At 68.5% G+C, this 17,796-nt stretch carries 18 protein-coding genes and 2 pseudogenes; 5 read left to right on the top strand and 15 right to left on the bottom strand.

Going from position 1 to position 17,796, the window contains the following annotated elements; translation table 11 throughout:
- The 10 genes and pseudogenes from C1H66_RS23170 to C1H66_RS05270 all read right to left on the bottom strand — a co-directional run.
- Positions 1–535: pseudogene (locus C1H66_RS23170) on the bottom strand (cell envelope integrity protein TolA); the annotation flags it as partial.
- A 9-nt stretch (positions 536–544) separates the two neighbouring features.
- The gene (gene tolR, locus C1H66_RS05225) at positions 545–985 is read right to left on the bottom strand and encodes a protein TolR (RefSeq protein ID WP_102626847.1); all 441 of its coding nucleotides are present in this window, start codon (positions 983–985) and stop codon (positions 545–547) included.
- A 12-nt stretch (positions 986–997) separates the two neighbouring features.
- Positions 998–1,675 carry a protein TolQ gene (gene tolQ / locus C1H66_RS05230; protein ID WP_370741196.1) on the bottom strand — a complete coding sequence of 226 codons (678 nt, stop codon included), beginning with the start codon at positions 1,673–1,675 and terminating at the stop codon, positions 998–1,000.
- Between the two features lie 23 nt (positions 1,676–1,698).
- Entirely contained in the window at positions 1,699–2,133 is a 435-nt protein-coding gene (gene ybgC, locus C1H66_RS05235; protein ID WP_170064086.1) for a tol-pal system-associated acyl-CoA thioesterase, read from the bottom strand.
- Positions 2,130–3,167 (bottom strand): Holliday junction branch migration DNA helicase RuvB, encoded by a 1,038-nt coding sequence (ruvB, locus tag C1H66_RS05240; protein WP_102626849.1) that lies wholly within the window; start codon positions 3,165–3,167, stop codon positions 2,130–2,132. Before ruvB ends, ybgC begins: the two co-directional genes overlap by 4 nt.
- Positions 3,168–3,215: 48 nt before the next feature.
- A complete protein-coding gene (ruvA, locus tag C1H66_RS05245; protein ID WP_102626850.1) occupies positions 3,216–3,827 on the bottom strand; it encodes a Holliday junction branch migration protein RuvA in 612 nt (203 codons plus the stop codon).
- A gap of 109 nt (positions 3,828–3,936) precedes the next feature.
- Positions 3,937–4,476, bottom strand: a complete 540-nt coding sequence (ruvC, locus tag C1H66_RS05250) for a crossover junction endodeoxyribonuclease RuvC (RefSeq protein WP_102626851.1) — start codon at positions 4,474–4,476, stop codon at positions 3,937–3,939.
- Positions 4,477–4,570: 94 nt separating this feature from the next.
- Positions 4,571–4,688: pseudogene (locus tag C1H66_RS23175) on the bottom strand (YebC/PmpR family DNA-binding transcriptional regulator); the annotation flags it as partial.
- 78 nt (positions 4,689–4,766) lie between these two features.
- Positions 4,767–6,548, bottom strand: coding sequence for an aspartate--tRNA ligase (gene aspS / locus C1H66_RS05265; protein WP_102626852.1), 1,782 nt, complete (start codon positions 6,546–6,548; stop codon positions 4,767–4,769).
- 56 nt (positions 6,549–6,604) lie between these two features.
- On the bottom strand, positions 6,605–6,883 hold the full coding sequence (locus tag C1H66_RS05270; protein WP_102626853.1) for an FmdB family zinc ribbon protein: 279 nt from the start codon (positions 6,881–6,883) through the stop codon (positions 6,605–6,607).
- Positions 6,884–7,065: 182 nt separating this feature from the next.
- Here C1H66_RS05270 and C1H66_RS05275 point away from each other — a divergent pair, with 182 nt between their 5' ends.
- Genes C1H66_RS05275 through C1H66_RS05285 form a run of 3 tightly spaced genes read left to right on the top strand, consistent with a single transcriptional unit; the run spans position 7,066 to position 9,914 of the window.
- The gene (locus C1H66_RS05275) at positions 7,066–8,001 is read left to right on the top strand and encodes a D-2-hydroxyacid dehydrogenase (protein WP_102626854.1); all 936 of its coding nucleotides are present in this window, start codon (positions 7,066–7,068) and stop codon (positions 7,999–8,001) included.
- A 14-nt stretch (positions 8,002–8,015) separates the two neighbouring features.
- Positions 8,016–8,936 carry a ribokinase gene (locus tag C1H66_RS05280; RefSeq protein WP_102626855.1) on the top strand — a complete coding sequence of 307 codons (921 nt, stop codon included), beginning with the start codon at positions 8,016–8,018 and terminating at the stop codon, positions 8,934–8,936.
- A gap of 33 nt (positions 8,937–8,969) precedes the next feature.
- Positions 8,970–9,914, top strand: coding sequence for a nucleoside hydrolase (locus C1H66_RS05285; protein WP_102626856.1), 945 nt, complete (start codon positions 8,970–8,972; stop codon positions 9,912–9,914).
- Between the two features lie 7 nt (positions 9,915–9,921).
- On the opposite strand, the gene C1H66_RS05290 is transcribed toward C1H66_RS05285, so the two are convergent.
- Complete coding sequence (locus tag C1H66_RS05290; protein ID WP_102626992.1) at positions 9,922–10,194, bottom strand: acylphosphatase; 273 nt, start codon at positions 10,192–10,194, stop codon at positions 9,922–9,924.
- 220 nt (positions 10,195–10,414) lie between these two features.
- On the opposite strand from C1H66_RS05290, the gene C1H66_RS05295 reads away from it, so the two are divergent.
- Positions 10,415–11,458 carry a Glu/Leu/Phe/Val family dehydrogenase gene (locus C1H66_RS05295; protein WP_102626857.1) on the top strand — a complete coding sequence of 348 codons (1,044 nt, stop codon included), beginning with the start codon at positions 10,415–10,417 and terminating at the stop codon, positions 11,456–11,458.
- A gap of 72 nt (positions 11,459–11,530) precedes the next feature.
- Here C1H66_RS05295 and C1H66_RS05300 read toward each other — a convergent pair whose 3' ends face one another.
- A complete protein-coding gene (locus C1H66_RS05300; RefSeq protein ID WP_240618217.1) occupies positions 11,531–12,451 on the bottom strand; it encodes a YihY/virulence factor BrkB family protein in 921 nt (306 codons plus the stop codon).
- 136 nt (positions 12,452–12,587) lie between these two features.
- Between C1H66_RS05300 and C1H66_RS05305 the strand changes: the two genes are divergently transcribed.
- A complete protein-coding gene (locus C1H66_RS05305; RefSeq protein ID WP_102626859.1) occupies positions 12,588–13,685 on the top strand; it encodes a bifunctional nicotinamide-nucleotide adenylyltransferase/Nudix hydroxylase in 1,098 nt (365 codons plus the stop codon).
- Here the strand turns inward: C1H66_RS05305 and C1H66_RS05310 are convergent.
- From C1H66_RS05310 to C1H66_RS05320, 3 genes are all read right to left on the bottom strand, one after another.
- Positions 13,682–14,599: a LysR substrate-binding domain-containing protein gene (locus tag C1H66_RS05310; protein ID WP_102626860.1), complete on the bottom strand. Its 918-nt coding sequence runs from the start codon at positions 14,597–14,599 to the stop codon at positions 13,682–13,684. The two genes, C1H66_RS05305 and C1H66_RS05310, sit on opposite strands and share 4 nt — an antisense overlap.
- Before the next feature lie 64 nt (positions 14,600–14,663).
- Positions 14,664–16,082 carry a cardiolipin synthase gene (gene cls / locus C1H66_RS05315; protein ID WP_102626861.1) on the bottom strand — a complete coding sequence of 473 codons (1,419 nt, stop codon included), beginning with the start codon at positions 16,080–16,082 and terminating at the stop codon, positions 14,664–14,666.
- A 147-nt stretch (positions 16,083–16,229) separates the two neighbouring features.
- On the bottom strand, positions 16,230–17,735 hold the full coding sequence (locus C1H66_RS05320) for a fumarate hydratase (protein WP_102626862.1): 1,506 nt from the start codon (positions 17,733–17,735) through the stop codon (positions 16,230–16,232).
- Positions 17,736–17,796: the final 61 nt, after the last annotated feature.

Raw genomic sequence — 17,796 nt, forward strand, 5'->3', positions numbered from 1 at the left:
CCTCGGCCTGGCGCTGGCGTTCGGCTTCTGCCTCGGCCTGGCGCTGGCGTTCGGCCTCCTCCTCGGCCTGGCGCTGGCGCTCGGCCTCTTGCTGCTGGCGGCGCTCCTCCTCCTGCTGTTCACGCAGGCGAGCCTGTTGCTCGGCTTCCTCGTCGCGCCGCGCGGCCTCGGCCTCGGCGGTCTGGCGCGCCTCCTCGCGGGCCCGGGCCTCGGCCTCGCGCTGCTCCTGCTGCTCGGCTTGGCGGGCAGCCTCCTCGGCGGCGGCGGCCTCCTCGGCCTGGCGTGCCGCTTCCTCGGCCTGGCGCTGCTCCTCCGCCTCGCGTGCCTGGGCGCGGGCGCGCGCCTCCTCGGCACGCTGGGCCTGGTCGGTGGTGGTCTCGGTGCTGACGAGCGTGGCCTGGACGATGGATGACGAGGTCGGTTCCGGGTCCCGGGCGGGCAGGCTGATCACGCTGAACACCACCACGGCGACGTGCAGGGCGACGGCGAGAATCGTCGGCAGGCCATAGCCCACGCGCTGGTCGTGTCTGGCCATGTCGATTCCTCAACCCTCCCCGGGCGGCGGTTCCGAGATCAGCCCGACATTGCCGACGCCGGCGATCTGCAGGGTGCCCATCAGGTTGACCACCTGGCCATAGGGTACGTTGCGGTCGCCACGTACCATCACCGGGGTTCCCGGGCGCCGCTCGAGGATGATGATCACCCGGTCGGCGATATCGTTCAGGCTGACCGGGGTCTGGTCATCGCCCAGCGAGATGAAGTACTGCCCCTCGCGGTCCACCGAGACGATGATCGGCTCGTTGTCCTCGACGTCCTCGATGGGCTCCGAGCTGACCTGGGGCAGCTCGACCTGCACCCCCTGGGTGAGCATTGGCGCGGTGATCATGAAGATCACCAGCAGCACCAGCATGACGTCGATGAAGGGCACGACGTTGATCTCGCCCATGGGCTTGCGACCGCCGCCGCGATTGAAAGGTCCGTGCATGGTACGACTCCCTCAGGCGGTGGCGGGTTCGGTCCGGCCCTGCAGGTTGCGATGCAGGATGGAGTGGAACTCCTCGGCGAAATCCTCGTACTTGCCGAGCAGCCGCCCGGATTCGGCGGAGAGCCGGTTGTAGAAGATCACCGCCGGGATGGCCGCGAACAGGCCCATGGCGGTGGCGATCAGTGCCTCGGCGATCCACGGTGCCACCGTGGCGAGCGTGGCCTGCTGGGCCATGGAGAGCGACTGGAAGGAGCCCATGATGCCCCAGACGGTGCCGAACAGCCCGATATAGGGGCTGGCCGAGGCCACCGTGGCCAGGAACACCAGGTGGAGGTTGAGGCGCTCCTCCTCGCGGGACCAGGCGACGCGCATGCTGCGCTGGACGCCGTCGAGAATCGCCTGGGGGCTGCGGGTCTTGGGCAGCAGGCGGTTGAACTCGCGAAAGCCGGCACGGAAGACGTGCTCGGCGCCCTGGGTCTCCTGCTCCGCCGGGGTCTCGCGGTAGAGCTCGTTGAGGTCGACGCCGGACCAGAAGCGCTCCTCGAAGACCTGGTGGGACTGGCGGGCCTGGCGCATCACGAAGGTGCGCTGGAAGATCACCACCCAGGAAAGGATCGATCCCACCGTGAGCAGCAGCATCACCAGCTGCACCACGGTACTGGCGTTCATGATCAGGTGGGGAATGGACATGGAGTCGTTCACGGGAATCCTCGTCAGACTGGCGGTTGAACGTCTTGCGATTGGGCAGAAGGTTGTCGAGCGAGGGCCGCGGCGAGGGCCGGCGGCCATGGCGTGGGCTTGAGACGATCGGCATCGATACAGGCGATGTCGACTCTCGCCTCGCACAAGGGTTCCCCGCGACGCGTCACCACCTGGCCGAACTGTAGCCGGCAGCGACCGTGCGACAGGACCTCGGCCCCGACCTCGAGGCCGTCGTCCAGGCGGGCGGGCTTGGCATACCGGCACTCCAGGCGGTGGACCACCAACTGGATGCCGGCCTCGAACAGCTCGCGCTGGGTGAACCCCTGCGCCCGGAGCCATTCGCTGCGCGCCCGCTCCATGTATTTGAGATAGTTGACGTAATAGACGATGCCGCCGGCGTCGGTATCCTCGATGTAGACCCGCACCGGCAGCCGGAAATCGCTCACGGCCGCACCTCCCCCTGGGCATCCACGGCCTGCCCGGCCGGCACCAGGCCGAAGTGCTGCCAGGCCTGACGGGTCACGACACGCCCGCGGGCGGTGCGCATCATCAGCCCCTGCTGGATCAGGTAGGGCTCGATGACGTCCTCGATGGTGTCGCGCTCCTCGCCGATCGCCGCGGCGAGCGAGTCCACCCCCACCGGGCCGCCGTCGAACTTCTCGATCATCGCCAGCAGCAGCCGCCGGTCCATGTGGTCGAGACCGTGGTGATCCACATGGAGCATGTTCAGCGCCTGGTCGGCGATGGCCGCATCGACCCGGCCGGTGCCGCGCACCTCGGCGTAGTCGCGCACTCGGCGCAGCAGGCGATTGGCGATGCGCGGCGTGCCCCGCGAGCGACGCGCGACCTCCAGGGCGCCACCGCGGTCGGCCTCGACCCCGAGCAGCCGTGCCGAACGCGCGACGATCTCGGTCAGCTCGTCGATATCGTAGAACTCGAGCCGCTGGACGATACCGAAGCGGTCACGCAGCGGGGAGGTCAGCAGTCCCGCCCGAGTGGTCGCCCCGACCAGGGTGAAGCGCGGCAGGTCGAGCTTGATCGAGCGCGCCGCGGGCCCCTCCCCGATCACGATGTCGAGCTGGAAATCCTCCATGGCGGGATAGAGGATCTCCTCCACCACCGGCGACAGGCGGTGGATCTCGTCGATGAACAGCACGTCCCCGGGCTGCAGGTTGGTGAGCATGGCGGCGAGGTCTCCCGCCCGCTCCAGTACCGGCCCGGAGGTCGACTTGAGCCCCACCTCCATCTCCGCGGCGATGATGTTGGCGAGGGTGGTCTTGCCGAGCCCGGGCGGGCCGAACACCAGGGTATGGTCGAGGCTCTCGTCACGGCCACGGGCCGCGCTGATGAAGATCTCGAGCTGCTCGCGTACCCGTGGTTGGCCGATGTAGTCGGCCAGCCGCTTCGGGCGAATGGCGTGATCGATGCGCCCCTCCCCCTCGCGCGGGTCGGCGGCGATCAGGCGGTCATTCTCCAGCATGGACGGCCCCCGGGGTCGACAGGGAGAAAGGCATCGGCACCATCAGGATCACCCGGCCAGGCGACGGCTCAGGGCCGCCTTGATCATGGCCTCGGTGGAGGCCTCGTCCTCGAGCCCGACGAGCATTCTCGCCGCCTCGGCGGGCTTGTAACCCAGGCTGACCAGCGCCGCCTCGGCATCCACCAGCGGATCCTGACGAACGTCCGCCGCAGTGCTGCCGCCGCTCGCCACCCCGAGCCCCGCCTCGGCCGGCTCCCAATGGGGAAAGCGATCGCGCATCTCGATGATCAGGCGCTCGGCGGTCTTCTTGCCGACCCCGGGCAGCCGGGTCAACGCCTTGGCGTCGTCGTCCATCACGCAGCGCATGAAGGCCATCTCGTCCATGCCGGAGAGGATCGCCAGGGCCAGCCTGGGCCCGATGCCGTTGACCCTGATCAGGGCACGAAACAGCGAGCGCTCCTGCTCCCGAGCGAAACCGTAGAGCAGATGGGCGTCGTCGCGCACGCTGAGATGGGTGTACAGGGAGACGGGCTCGCCGGGGCCGGGCAGCGCCACCAGGGTGTTCATGGAGGCTTCCAGCTCATAGCCGACGCCGGCTACGTCGACCACCAGCCAGGGCGGCTGCTTCTCCAGCAGTGTGCCACGCAGGCGTCCGATCATGGGGCTGTCATATCCGTCGGCAATGGGTCCATCGAGACATGGCGATCACTATACTGGTCATCCTGCCAGCTGACCAGCCCGTCCTCAAACAGCGTTCGAGAATTTCCCGTCACGGTTGAAAGTCGCGCCACCCCTTGCCGCGGCGGGGCGCGCGATGGCCACCGAAGCTGCCCCGGGTCAGCAGCCCCAGGCGGGCGTGGGCGTGGGTCAGGGCGATGGCCAGGGCATCGGCGGCATCGGCCTGGGGGGTGCCGTCGAGCCCCAGGATCGCCGTCACCATGTGCTGCACCTGGGCCTTGTCGGCGCGGCCGTTGCCGGTCACCGCCTGCTTGATCTGGCGCGGCCCGTACTCGCTGACCGGCAGGCCATGGTTGGCGGCGCAGACGATGGCGGTGCCCCGCGCCTGGCCGAGCTTGAGTGCCGAATCGGCGTTCTTCGACATGAACACCTGCTCGATGGCGAACTCCCCCGGGCGGTGCACGGCGATCAGTTCCGCGATGCCCGCATAGACCTGGGCCAGCCGCTGGGCCAGGTCATCGCCTCGGGTACGGATGCAGCCGCTGGCCACATAGGCGGGCGTCGCGGTGGCGACGTCGAGCACCCCGTAGCCGGTGAGTCGCGAGCCGGGGTCGATGCCGAGGATCAGCACCGAAGTGGCTCAATCGAGCGGGTCGAGGACATCGTCAGCGAACTCTGCATTGGTGTAGACGTTCTGGACATCGTCCAGGTCCTCCAGCATGCCGATCGGCCGGCTCTCCGCCGCCCTGACGGGCCGCCACGGCCAGTTCGCGGATCAACTTGGTGAAGATCCTGGGCCGCCTGGCGGTGCTTGATGGCGGCCCATTTGCGGTGACCCACCATGCGAGTCCTCCCCTTGCCTCGTACGTGAAACCGGCGCCCTGAAGGCGCCGGTACCATGATACACGGTGCGGGAACCGCCTAGTCGCCGGCGCCTTCCGCCTTGGCCTTCTGGCGCAGGCGGATGTTGAGCTCGCGCAGCTGCTCGCCGCTCACCTCGCCCGGGGCATCGGTCATCAGGCAGGCCGCGCTCTGGGTCTTCGGGAAGGCGATCACCTCGCGGATGGTACGGGCACCGGTCATCAGCATCACCAGGCGGTCCAGGCCGAAGGCCAGGCCGCCGTGGGGCGGCGCCCCGTACTGCAGGGCGTCGAGCAGGAAGCCGAACTTCTCGCGGGCCTCGTGCTCGTCGATCCCCAGCACCTCGAGTACCGCACGCTGCATGACCGGCTCGTGGATACGGATCGAGCCGCCGCCCAGTTCGGTGCCGTTGAGCACCATGTCGTAGGCCCGGGACAGCGCCGCGATCGGGTTGGCCTTGAGCGCCTCGACGTCACAGGAGGGGGCGGTGAAGGGATGGTGCAGGGCCTGCATCCGCGCACTGCCGTCGTCCTCGAACATCGGGAAGTCGACCACCCACAGCGGCGCCCAGCGGCGGGTGTAGAGGTCGAGATCCTCACCCAGCCGGACCCGCAGCGCGCCGATCGCCTCGTTGACGATGCGGGCCTTGTCGGCGCCGAAGAAGATGATATCGCCGTCCTCGGCGCCGAGGCGATCGAGCAGTTCCTCGACCACCTCCTCCATGAACTTGACGATGGGCGACTGCAGGCCCTCGAGGCCGCGGGCACGCTCGTTGACCTTGATCCAGGCCAGCCCCTTGGCGCCGTAGATGCCGACGAACCTGGTGTACTCGTCGATCTCCTTGCGCGACAGTTTGGCACCGCCCGGCACCTTGAGGGCGGCGACGCGACCGTCGTCGGCGTTGGCCGGGCCGGAGAAGACCTTGAAGTCGACCCGCTGCATCAGGTCGTCGACGTCGGTGAGCTCCAGCGGGATGCGCAGGTCGGGCTTGTCGGAACCGAAGCGATTCATGGCCTCGGCATAGGGCATGCGCGGGAATTCCGGCAAGTCGACGGCCAGCACGTCACGGAACAGCTGGCGGACCATCGACTCGGTGATGGCCATGATGTCGTCCTCGTCGACGAACGAGGCCTCGATGTCGATCTGGGTGAACTCCGGCTGGCGGTCGGCGCGCAGGTCCTCGTCACGGAAGCAGCGGGCGATCTGGTAGTAGCGGTCGAGCCCGGACACCATCAGCAGTTGCTTGAACAGCTGGGGCGACTGTGGCAGGGCGAAGAAGCTGCCGGCATGGGTGCGGCTCGGCACCAGGTAGTCACGCGCCCCTTCCGGGGTGGCGCGGGTCAGGATCGGGGTCTCGATATCGAGGAAGCCCTGCCCCTCGAGGAAGGCCCGCACGCTGTGGGTGATCCGCGACCGCAGGCGCAGCTTCTCGATCATCTCGGGGCGACGCAGATCGATGTAGCGGTGCTTGAGACGCACCTCCTCGCCCACCTTGCCATGCTCGTCGAGCTGGAAGGGAGGCGTGGCGGCGGTGTTGAGGACGTCCACCTCCTTGGCCAGCACCTCGACCATGCCGGTGGGCATGTTGGGGTTCTGGGTACCTTCCGGGCGCAGCCGTACGCGACCCTGGATGCGCAGCACGTATTCGCTGCGGGCGCGGTCGGCAGTGGCGAAGGCCTCGGCGGTATCGGGGTCGACCACGACCTGGGCGATGCCATCGCGATCGCGCATGTCGAGGAAGATCACGCCCCCGTGGTCACGGCGGCGGTGCACCCAGCCGCACAGGGTGACCGTCTGGTCCACCAGGGTCTCGTTCAGCTGGCCGCAATAATGGCTGCGCATGTCATATCCTGTTCTGTTGCGTTATGTAAAACGGAAAACGAGGCACTGGGCGGCCCTCAGGCCGCCGCGCCGTCCTTCTTCGCCGGTGTCTGCTTCGCCGATGTCTTGCCGTCACTGGCAGCGGCCGCGTCGCCGGCCAGGTTCTTCTTGCCGCCGGACTTGAAATCGGTCTCGTACCAGCCACCGCCGGCCAGCCGGAAGCCCGCCGCCGAGACCAGTCGAGCGAGTTGGTCGGCCTCGCAGGCGGGGCAGTCGGTCAGGGGGGCGGCACCGACCTTCTGAAGCTTCTCCAGGCGGTGGCCGCAGGCCTTGCACTCGTATTCGTAGATGGGCATGGTTTTATCTCTCCGGGGACGACATTACCCAGGTCAGGACGATGTCGGGCATCGGGCCCGACGAGAGCGAATATGTGGCCGGCCCGCGCAACATCCAAGCCCGCCCGAAAGCCCGACATTATAGCGTGCTCACCACCCGTGCGGGCAAGGCATCCGCGCCCCGCTCACTGGAAGGAAACCGCATGAAAGCCGTGATCCTCGATGCCGCCAGTCTTGGCCCCGATATCGACCTCGCCCCGATCCGCGATCGTGTCGAGGTGCTGGAGGCGTACCCCCAGAGCACCACCGCCCAGAGCGTCGAGCGATTGGCCGGCGCCCAGGTGGCCATCGTCAACAAGGTGGTGCTCGATGCACCGACCCTGGAGGCGCTGCCCGAGCTGAAGCTGATCTGCGTGCTGGCCACCGGCACCAACAACCTCGACATGGCCGCCGCCGAGCGCCTCGGCATCGCGGTACGCAACGTGACCGCCTACGGCACCGCCAGTGTCGCGCAACACACCCTGATGCTGATGCTGGCCCTGGCCAATCGCCTGCCGCTCTACCAGCGCGACGTGGCCACCGGCCGCTGGGGCGAAAGCGCCTTCTTCTGCCTGATGGACCACGGCACCCTGCAGCTCGAGGGCAAGCACCTGGTGGTGGTCGGCCAGGGCGTGCTGGGCTCGAAGGTGGCGCAGCTCGCCGCGGCCTTCGGCATGGGCGTGAGCTTCGCCGCCCGTCCCGGCAACGAGGCCGGCGACCGGCGACGCGGCCTGACCGAGCTGGCCCCCGAGGCCGACGTCATCACCCTGCACTGCCCGCTCACCGAGGCCACGCGCCATCTGGTCGACGCCGCGCTGCTGGCCACCATGAAACCCGGCGCCCTGCTGGTGAACTGTGCCCGCGGCGGCATCATCGACGAGGTCGCGGCCCTGGAGGCCCTGCGTCAGGGCCGCCTGGGCGGACTCGGTGTCGACGTGCTGCCGGTGGAGCCGCCCCGCGACGGCCATCCGCTGCTCGATGCCCTCGCCGAGCCGCTCAACCTGATCGTCACGCCGCACAACGCCTGGATCACCCCCGAGGCCCGTCAGCGGGTGGTGACCCTGACCGCCGAGAACCTGCGTACCTGGCAGACGAGCTGATCGAGGAAACGGCCATGCCCCACAGTGCTATCCACAACTTTGGATCGATCAACCTCGACCACTTCTATCGGGTGCCCCACCTGGTCAAGCCCGGCGAGACCCTGGCCAGCCACGACTACCGGGTCGGCCTCGGCGGCAAGGGAGCCAACCAGTCGCTGGCCACGGCCCGCGCCGGCGGCAGGATATGCCACTGGGGGCGCCTGGGACGCCAGGACTCCTGGGCCCGCGACACCCTGGCCCGGGCCGGCGTCGATGTCTCTTGTGTCGAGCTGGTGGACGAACCCAGCGGTCATGCCATTATCCAGGTCGATGACCGGGGCGAGAACGCCATCATCCTGTTTCCCGGCGCCAACCACGGCTTCCATCCGGTGGAGCTCTCGACGCTGATCGAGACCACCCGGCCCGGTGACTGGCTACTGCTCCAGAACGAGTGCAACGCCCTGGCCGAGGTCATGGTCCGGGCCGCCGACCACGGCCTTAACGTCGTCTTCAACCCGGCACCGATGACCGACGAGGTGCTGTCGCTCCCCCTGGGGGCATGCCGCCTGCTGTTCGTCAATCGTGTCGAGGCGGCCGGGCTGGCCGAGGTCGAGGAGGCCAGCACCGCCGAGGCGCTGCTCGACGCCCTGGCGGCGAAGCTGCCGGGCTGCGAGACGGTGCTGACCCTGGGCGGTGAAGGGGCCTGGTACCAGTACGGTGACGAGCGCCTGCACCAGCCGGCCCTGCCGGTCACGCCGGTAGACACCACCGCCGCCGGCGACACCTTCATCGGCTATTATCTGGCGGCCCTGCAGGAGGCGCGCCCGGTCGGCGACTGCCTGAGGCGTGCCGCCACCGCCGCGGCGCTGGGGGTACAGCGCCCGGGCGCCGCCGAGAGCATCCCCGAACGCGACGAGGTCGAGCGCGCCCTGCGCAACGGCCCCGCCGGTTCCTGATCCGCCCCTTTCACCGCCCGAGGAGACACCTCCGTGCCACACCCGATCATCTTCGATACCGACCCGGGCGTCGACGACGCCCAGGCCATCGCCATCGCCCTGCGCCATCCCGACATCGAGCTGCTGGGCATGACCACCACCTACGGCAACGTGGACGTGGAGACCGCCACCCATAACGCCCTGCTGCTCGCCGAGCTGGCCGGCCGCGGCGATGTACCTGTTGCCCAGGGGGCCGCCGCCCCGATGGTCAAGCCGCGCCACCCGGCGCCGGCCCATATCCACGGCGCCAACGGCCTGGGCAACATCGAGCTGCCGGCGGTGAGGGGCCGGCCCGATCCGCGCAGTGCCGCCCAGTTCATCGTCGACACGGTGAACGCCAGGCCCGGGGAGGTCACGCTGGTGGCGGTAGGCCCGGTCGGCAATCTCGCGGCGGCACTGCAGCTCGACCCGGCCATCGTCGACCGGGTCCGGCAGGTGGTGATCATGGGCGGGTCGATCCGCGAGGGCGGCAATGTCACCCCAGTGGCAGAAGCCAACATGTTCAACGACCCCGACGCCGCCGCCCGGGTGCTCACCGCCGGCTGGCCGCTGACCCTGGTGGGTCTCGACGTCACCCACCGCTGCGTGCTCACCCCGGCGCACATGGCGCGCATCGAGGCCGGCCAGGGCGCGCTCGGCCGTGTGCTGGCGGGCAGCTACGCCTTCTACCGCGACTTCTACTACGAGTTTCTCGGCATCGATGGCTGCTGCCCCCACGACAGCTGCGCCCTGGCGTGGCTGCTGCGTCCGGAGCTGTTCATCACCTCCCGCGGCCACCTCACCGTGGCGACGTCCGGCGATGCCGAAGGCCAGACGATCTTCGCCCCCGAGGGCCGCGCCTTCATCGAGGCACGCTGGTCGCGCACGCCGCTGGTGGATGTCTGCCTGGGCGTGGACGGCCAGGCCGTCAGCGACTGGATCGCCGACACCCTGGCCTGAGCCGGAGCTAGAGGGTGCTGAAGGTGTCCGGGTCATGGGCCTCGATCACCTCGAGCTCCACATGGGTGACCCGGGCATTGGGCGGCCCCTTCCACAGCCACTCGCTGAGCGTCTTGATCGCCTCGCGGTCGCCGCACATCAGCACCTCCACGCGTCCGTCGGGCAGGTTCCTGGCATGGCCCGTCACGCCATGCCGCAGGGCCTGCTCCTGGGCCGCGCGGCGATACCAGACCCCCTGTACCTTGCCCACCACCAGGGCCTTGACGCAGCACTTGTCCATGGCCATCACCTCCCCGTGTCGTGTCACCATCGCCTCTCTTTCTACCAGCCTCGTACCGGGCCGGGCCAGTGCCTTCCGCGGGCTTCCCGCCAACGCGGCGATGCATTAGGCTGAAAACGAGATCCGGGCGGTCTGCGGCCACAAGCCGCTCGCCCCGGGTCATCGCCCTACCCGGGCGGCCACAACCACAATGATCATCCTCACAAGGGAGTTCCCTCTCATGCCGATCTTCGAGCATCCCGACTTCGATCACCACCGACAGATCGTCTTCGGCAGTGACGAGGCCAGCGGCCTGCGCGCCATCATCGCCATCCACGACACCCACCGCGGCCCCGCCCTGGGCGGCCTGCGCATCTATCCCTACGCCAGCGAGGCCGAGGCCCTGACCGACGTGCTGCGCCTCTCCCGCGGGATGACCTACAAGTCGGCCCTCGCGGACCTGCCGCTGGGGGGCGGCAAGGCGGTGATCATCGCCGATCCGCGCACCGACAAGACCCCCGAGCTGCTGCGTGCCATGGGGCGCCTCGTCGACTCCCTGGGTGGGGCCTACATCACCGCCGAGGATTCCGGCTCCAGCGAGGCGGACATGCGGATCATCGCCGAGACCACCCGCCATGTCAGCGGCCTGGGGCGTGACGGCGGCGAGTCGGGCGACCCCTCCCCCTTCACCGCCTGGGGCGTGTTCTGCGCCCTGAAGAGCGCCGTGTGCCACGGCCTCGGCCGACGCGACCTCGAGGGCCTGCGGGTCGCCATCCAGGGCGTCGGGCACGTGGGTGCACTCCTCGCCCGCCACCTGCACGCCGCCGGTGCCCGCCTGGTATTCACCGACGTCAACCGCGAGGCCTCGATCCATCTCGCCGAGGAACTCGGTGCCGAAACCACGGCACCGGACGCGATCTTCGACGCCGAGGTCGATGTCTTCGCACCCTGCGCCCTGGGGGCGGCACTGACGCCGGAGGTGGTCGAGCGACTGCGGGCGAAGGTGGTATGCGGTGCGGCCAACAATCAGCTGGCCAGCCCCGAGATCGCCGAGCGGCTGATGGCACGCGGCATCCTCTATACCCCCGACTATGTGGCCAACGCCGGTGGGGTGATCGAGATCGCCTGGCAGCGCCGCAACGACTACCGACGCGAGGCGGCGATGACCCATATCGAGGGCATCGGCAACACCCTGGACGAGATCTTCGCCCGGGCCACCCGCGAGCAGCGCAGTCCCGCCCGGGTCGCCGACGACCTGGCCCGGGAACGCTTCGGCCGCGGCTGAAGCATCCCCATCGGCGTGACCAAGGCCGGCGCTCGCCGGCCTTCCCATCTGCGCCGCCCGCCCACCGGGCGTTCAGTCGTCGAGCAGCTCGCGCTTGACCAGCACCGCGGAATTGCGCGGCATCAGCGGGCGCCCGCGTGCCTGCAGGTGGCAGCGGGTGAAGGCGGCACCGAACAGCAGGATCAGCGAGCTGTAGTAGACCCACAGCAGGATCATCACCACCGAACCGGCGGCGCCGTAGGTGGAGGCCGTGGCGGTATGCGCCAGGTAGACGGCGATGGCCCAGCGGCCGATGGCGAACAGCACCGCGGTGACCACGGCGCCGATCAAGACGTCGTGCCAATGCAGCACCACGTCGGGCAGCACCTTGAAGATGGTGGCGAAGAGCGCGGCGATCACCGCCAGCGAGATCAGGAACTCCGCCCCGGTGGTCAACAGCTCCACGAAGGGCAGCAGGTCGTCGGCGTGCTGGAGAATGGCGCGCAGCATCACGCCGAACACCAGCGACACCAGCAGGATGAAGCCGATCGACAGCACCACGGCCAGCGACAGCACCCGGTTCTTGAGGAAGACCAGCAGGCTGTTGCTGCTCGGCCGGGCGGTGACGCCCCAGAGGGTATTGAGCGAGAACTGCATCTGGGCGAACACCGTGGTGGCCCCGACCAGCAGGGCGCCGATGCCGAGTAGGGTCGGCACCGGGCCCGACTCCTCGATACGCGACTGGGCCACCGCCTGTTCGATGGCCTGTGCCGCCTCCGCGCCCATGGTCCCCTGCAGGCGGGCGACGATCTGGCCCTGGGCGGCCTCCTCGCCGAGCACCACGCCGATCACCGTCACCGCGATGATCATCGTGGGGGCCAGCGAGAAGAGCGTGTAGAAGGCCAGCGAGCCGGCATAACTGAAGGCATTGCGCTCCAGCCACAGCCGGATGGCGTCCTGCACCACGTTCCACCAGAAGAGTCCGGCGTCCTTGATGTCGGCTATCTTGATCACATCGGCCTCCTTGCATCCTGCCCAGTCCTTCAGCATACGCGAATGAACGCGGGCCCGCCGCAAGGGGCCTGTCATTGCACCGCCCGGTCGGCCTGACCATAATGGGCGGCGCACTCCCAGCCTGCCAGGAACGCCCATGACCGCCCGACCGGACACCGAATTGCCCACCTGCGACTTCGACTGTCTGGTGTTCATCGGGCGCTTCCAACCCCCCCACCTGGGCCATCTGGCGGTGATCCACGAGGCGCTCAAGCGAGCCCGTCAGGTCATCGTGCTGGTCGGTTCCGCCTGGCAGGCGCGCTCGCTGCGCAACCCCTGGCGTTTCGACGAACGCCAGCGCATGCTGCGCAGCGCCTTCGACGACGAGGAGAATGCCCGGCTGGAGATCGTTCCACTGCTGGATGCGCTCTACAACAACGATGTCTGGGTGCGCGACGTGCAGCGCAAGGTGCGCGACATCGCCAGTCACGACCATGCCCGCCTGCCCCGCATCGGCCTGATCGGCGCCAGTCGCGGCCAGTCCAGCTATTACCTTTCGCTGTTTCCGCAGTGGGAATCGGTGAGCGTGCCGCTGGTCGAGGGCATCTCGGCGAGCCAGATCCGCGAGCGCCTGTTCCGCTCGGCCTCCTCCGCCGAGGACTACCTGAGTACCGGCGCCGCCCATGACCTGCCTCCCGGCGTGCACGAGGAGGTCCGCGGCTTCTGCAGCGGCGATGGCTATCGCCAGCTGATCGAGGAGCAGCGACTGCTCGACCAGTACCGCTCCGCCTGGGCCCAGGCGCCCTACCCGCCGATCTTCGTCACCGTCAACGCCGTGGTGGTCCAGTCCGGCCATGTGCTGCTGGTGCGGCGCACCGCCGCTCCCGGCAAGGGGCTCTTCGCCCTGCCGGGGGGGTTCATCAACCCCCACGAGCGGCTGCTGGAGGCCTGCCTGCGCGAATTGCGCGAGCGGGTGCGCCTGAAGGTGCCCGAGCCGGTGCTCAAGGGCTCCCTGCGCGGCCAGCGACTGTTCGATGAACCCCACCGCAGCTGGCGGGGCCGCACCCTTGCCGAGGCCTTCTACTTCGCCCTGCGCCCCGAGCAGCAGTTGCCCCAGCTCAAGCCGGTCCAGGGCGGCGACCATGCCCGCTGGGTCGCCCTGGCCGACCTCGAGCCGGAAAGCCTGTTCGAGGACCACTTCTTCATCATCCAGGATTTTCTCGGCCTGCCGGCGGATCTGGGAGGGGCTAGCTAGGCCTGCAGGAAGTCGCGGGGCAACTTCATCATCTGCCGCCACAGCTTCTCGACGCCGGGCTTGTGCACCAGCGAGCAGCGATAGAGGCGTATCTCCAGCGGCACGTCCCACTTTTCGCCACCGGCGCGCACCAACCTGCCGCGGGTCAGCTCCTCGCGGATGCAGAAGTCGGGAATCCAGGCCAGTCCCACTCCCTGCATCACCATGCCCTTGAGCCCCTCGGCCATGGCCGTCTCGTAGACGGTGCGCAGGCGCATGCGCAGGGGGTCGTTCTTCAGCAGCATGCGCACGCTGCGACCGAGGAAGGCACCCTGGGTGTAGGAGAGGTAGGGGATCGGGTCACGCCCCTCCAGTGGCCAGCGCGGCTTACCCAGCTCGCTGGGCAGGCAGACCGGTATCATCTTGACCTGGCCGATGGAGAAGGAGGGAAAGACCTCGGCGTCGAGCTGCATGCTGGCATAGGGATCGTAGTAGGCCAGCATCAGGTCGCAATTGCCCTCGCGCAGAACATGGATCGCCTCCCCCACGTTCATGGCCACCAGCCGGGTGGGCAACTCGCCCAGGCCCTTCTGGAGCCGCGAGATCCACTGCGGATAGAAGCTCAGCGCCAGGGAGTGGGCAGCGACGATGTCCAGGGCCTCGTTGGCGATGGAGAGGCCGCGCAGGTGGCCCAGGCTCTCGTTGAGTTGCTCGACCAGGTTGCGGGCGGTGACCAGAAACAGCTGCCCCTCGGAGGTGAGATCCACCGGCGTGGTGGAACGGTCCACCAGGGTGACGCCCACGGCCTGCTCCAGGGCTCGGATGCGACGACTGAAAGCCGGCTGGGTGACGTGGCGCTGACGCGCCGAGGCCGAGAAACTGCGCGTGTTGGCCAGGGCGACGAAGTCTTCAAGCCACTTGGTCTCGAGGTTCACCGGGGCTCCCGATCGCTGGTGAATTGCCGGCCGCATCCCACAGGCCTTCGAAGGCGGTAATGTATCACTGGATCGGCGACAGGAGGTAGGCGGCCCGCGACACGATCTTGCGCCACAGGGGGCGCGACGTCAGCTCGTCGCGGCTGACGCGCCGGCAGTTGGCGAAATCCTGCTCCAGCATCAGGCGCACCTCGGCGGCGAAGCGGCGGTCGGGGACGACCGCGGTGATCTCGAAATTCAGCCGGAAGGAGCGGTTGTCGAGGTTGACGGTGCCCACGCTGGCGGCGGCATCGTCGATCAGCATCACCTTCTGGTGCAGGAAGCCCGGCTGGTAGCGATATACCTTGACCCCCGCCTGCAGCATGTCGGGCAGGAAGGAGAACGCCGAGAGGAACACCAGCAGGTGGTCGGGACGCTCGGGCATCATGATGCGCACGTCGACCCCGCGCATGGCCGCCAGCCGCAGGGCGTCCTGGACGCCCTGGTCGGGAACGAAGTAGGGGCTGGTCACCCAGAAGCGTTCGTGGGCGCTGTGGATGGCGTGCTGCACCAGCAGGCTGGCGGTCTCCTGCCGGTCCGCCGGCCCCGAGGGCACGATCACCACGTCCTGGCACTCCTCACAGGTCACCCGAGGCGTCCAGTGCAGGTTGATCACCGCCCCGGTGGCCCAGTGCCAGTCCTCCCAGAACGCCTCCTGCAGGCCCAGCACGCTGGGGCCGACGAGCTTGAGGTGGGTGTCGCGCCAGGGCCCGTGGCGACGATGCTGGCCGAGGTATTCGACGCCCACGTTGAAGCCTCCCAGCCAGCCTTCCCGACCATCGACCACCAGCACCTTGCGATGGTTGCGGAAGTTGAGCTGGAAGCGGTGGCGGAAGCCGCGGGAGGAACGGAAGGCACTCACCCCGATGCCGTAGGCCGCGAGGTCTCTCAGGTACCCCTCGTTGAGCTGGTGGCTGCCGATCTCGTCGTAGAGAAAGTAGACACGCACCCCTCGCTCGGCGGCCTGCTGCAGCCGGTGCTTGAGCTCGAGGCCCAGGGCATCGTCTCGCACGATGAAGAACTGGATGAGGATGTACTCCTCGGCCCGCCCGATGCCATCGAAGAGGCTATCGAAGGTCGCTTCGCCGTCGATCAACAGCTCGGTGCGGTTGCCGGTCGTCAACGGCATCATGGCCAACTGCTCGACGGCCCGGATATCGGCATCCCGCGACTCGGCGACGAAGGGCTCGACCCGCTCGCGATAGCGTGCCAGCACCCGACGCAGCACGGTATCCCGCTCACCGCGCGCCGAGACATAGCCATAGAAGCGTGGCCGCCCGAAGATCCAGTAGGCCGGTACCGCCAGGTAGGGTAGCGTGACCAGGGAGATGATCCAGGCGATGGCGCCCTGGGAGGTCCGGCTCGACATCAGGGCCAGCACCGCCGAGACGATGCCCAGCAGGTGCAACAGGAAAATCGCCCAACCGATCAACCACGAGGTCATGCGCGCTCCGTCTGTCACCGGCCGCCGGTTCCCTCGGCGGCCATCGGTCTCGGGAAAACTCGCCCCACAAAAACAGTGGGCTACAGCATACCCCCGAAACGCGCGCCCCCGCCAGATGGCGGGGGCGCGGGAAGACATCGACAGGCGTCAGGCGCGTTCGGCGATGATCTCCTTCCACTTGGCGGGGCCGGTCTGGTGCACCGAGGTGCCCTGGCTGTCCACCGCCACGGTGACCGGCATGTCCTCGACCTCGAACTCATAGATGGCTTCCATGCCCAGGTCCTCGAAGCCCACCACGCGGGCCTGCTTGATCGCCTGGGCGACCAGGTAGGCGGAGCCGCCCACGGCCATCAGGTAGACGGCCTGGTTGTCGCGGATCGCCTCGATGGCGGCCGGGCCGCGCTCGGCCTTGCCGACCATGCCGAGCAGACCGGTCTCCTCGAGCATGGTACGCGTGAACTTGTCCATGCGCGTGGCGGTAGTGGGACCGGCCGGGCCGACCACCTCGTCGCGCACCGGATCCACCGGGCCGACGTAGTAGATGAAGCGCCCCCGCATGTCGACGGGCAGGCTCTCGCCCTTCGCCAGCATGTCCACCATTCGCTTGTGGGCGGCGTCACGGCCGGTGAGCAGCTTGCCGTTGAGCAGCAGGGTGTCGCCGGGTTGCCAGGTCTGGACCTCTTCCGGGGTGACGGTATCGAGGTTCACGCGCTTGACGTCGTCCCCCGCCTCGCGGGTGATCTCTGGCCAGTCCTCGAGCTTCGGCGCCGGCAGGGCCGCGGGACCGCTGCCGTCCAGGGTGAAGTGGGCGTGACGGGTGGCGGCGCAGTTGGGGATGATCGCCACCGGCTTGTTGGCGGCATGGGTCGGGTAGTCCTTGACCTTGATGTCGAGTACCGTGGTCAACCCGCCCAGGCCCTGGGCGCCGATGCCGCTGCGGTTGACCCTGTCGAACAGCTCCAGGCGCAGCTCCTCGGCCCGGTTGGAGGCCCCGCGGGCCTGCAGCTCCTGGATATCGATGGGGTCGAGCAGCGATTCCTTGGCGAGCTCCATGGCCTTCTCGGCGGTGCCGCCGATGCCGATGCCGAGCATGCCGGGCGGACACCAGCCGGCACCCATCTTCGGCAGTTGCTCCATCACCCAGTCGACCACGCTGTCGGAGGGGTTGAGCATGGCGAACTTGGACTTGGCCTCGCTGCCGCCTCCCTTGGCCGCCACGTGCACCTCGACGGTGTCGCCCGGTACCAGCTTGTGATGAATCACCGCCGGGGTGTTGTCGCGAGTGTTCGCCCGCTTGCCGTCCGGGTCGGCGAGCACCGAGGCACGCAGCACGTTGTCGGGGAGCTGGTAGGCGCGACGCACGCCTTCGTTGATCATGTCGTCGAGGCTCATCTCGGCCTCGAAGCGCACGTTCATGCCGACGTGGACGAAGACGGTGACGATGCCGGTGTCCTGGCAGATCGGGCGGTGTCCGGTGGCACACATGCGCGAGTTGATCAGGATCTGGGCGATGGCGTCCTTGGCCGCCGGGTTCTCCTCCCGCTCATGGGCCGCCGCCATGGCGTCGATGAAGTCCTTGGGATGGTAGTAGGAGATGTACTGCAGGGCATCGGCGACGCTCTGGATCAGATCGTCCTGGCGGATCACGGTCATGGGCAAGGGACTCCTTGGCGTTGTCGGCATGCCCGCTCTGCACAGCCGGTCACTGTCACGC

The organism is Halomonas heilongjiangensis, from assembly GCF_002879645.1.
Lineage (GTDB): Bacteria > Pseudomonadota > Gammaproteobacteria > Pseudomonadales > Halomonadaceae > Halomonas > Halomonas heilongjiangensis.

What these genes read in the sequence shown, in the direction of transcription:
- tolR (WP_102626847.1), bottom strand. Translation starts at nt 985, where the DNA reads ATGCACGGACCTTTCAATCGCGGCGGCGGTCGCAAGCCCATGGGCGAG.
- tolQ (WP_370741196.1), bottom strand. Translation starts at nt 1,675, where the DNA reads ATGTCCATTCCCCACCTGATCATGAACGCCAGTACCGTGGTGCAGCTG.
- ruvB (WP_102626849.1), bottom strand. Translation starts at nt 3,167, where the DNA reads ATGCTGGAGAATGACCGCCTGATCGCCGCCGACCCGCGCGAGGGGGAG.
- ruvA (WP_102626850.1), bottom strand. Translation starts at nt 3,827, where the DNA reads ATGATCGGACGCCTGCGTGGCACACTGCTGGAGAAGCAGCCGCCCTGG.
- aspS (WP_102626852.1), bottom strand. Translation starts at nt 6,548, where the DNA reads ATGCGCAGCCATTATTGCGGCCAGCTGAACGAGACCCTGGTGGACCAG.
- C1H66_RS05270 (WP_102626853.1), bottom strand. Translation starts at nt 6,883, where the DNA reads ATGCCCATCTACGAATACGAGTGCAAGGCCTGCGGCCACCGCCTGGAG.
- C1H66_RS05275 (WP_102626854.1), top strand. Translation starts at nt 7,066, where the DNA reads ATGAAAGCCGTGATCCTCGATGCCGCCAGTCTTGGCCCCGATATCGAC.
- C1H66_RS05280 (WP_102626855.1), top strand. Translation starts at nt 8,016, where the DNA reads ATGCCCCACAGTGCTATCCACAACTTTGGATCGATCAACCTCGACCAC.
- C1H66_RS05290 (WP_102626992.1), bottom strand. Translation starts at nt 10,194, where the DNA reads ATGGACAAGTGCTGCGTCAAGGCCCTGGTGGTGGGCAAGGTACAGGGG.
- C1H66_RS05295 (WP_102626857.1), top strand. Translation starts at nt 10,415, where the DNA reads ATGCCGATCTTCGAGCATCCCGACTTCGATCACCACCGACAGATCGTC.
- C1H66_RS05305 (WP_102626859.1), top strand. Translation starts at nt 12,588, where the DNA reads ATGACCGCCCGACCGGACACCGAATTGCCCACCTGCGACTTCGACTGT.
- cls (WP_102626861.1), bottom strand. Translation starts at nt 16,082, where the DNA reads ATGACCTCGTGGTTGATCGGTTGGGCGATTTTCCTGTTGCACCTGCTG.
- C1H66_RS05320 (WP_102626862.1), bottom strand. Translation starts at nt 17,735, where the DNA reads ATGACCGTGATCCGCCAGGACGATCTGATCCAGAGCGTCGCCGATGCC.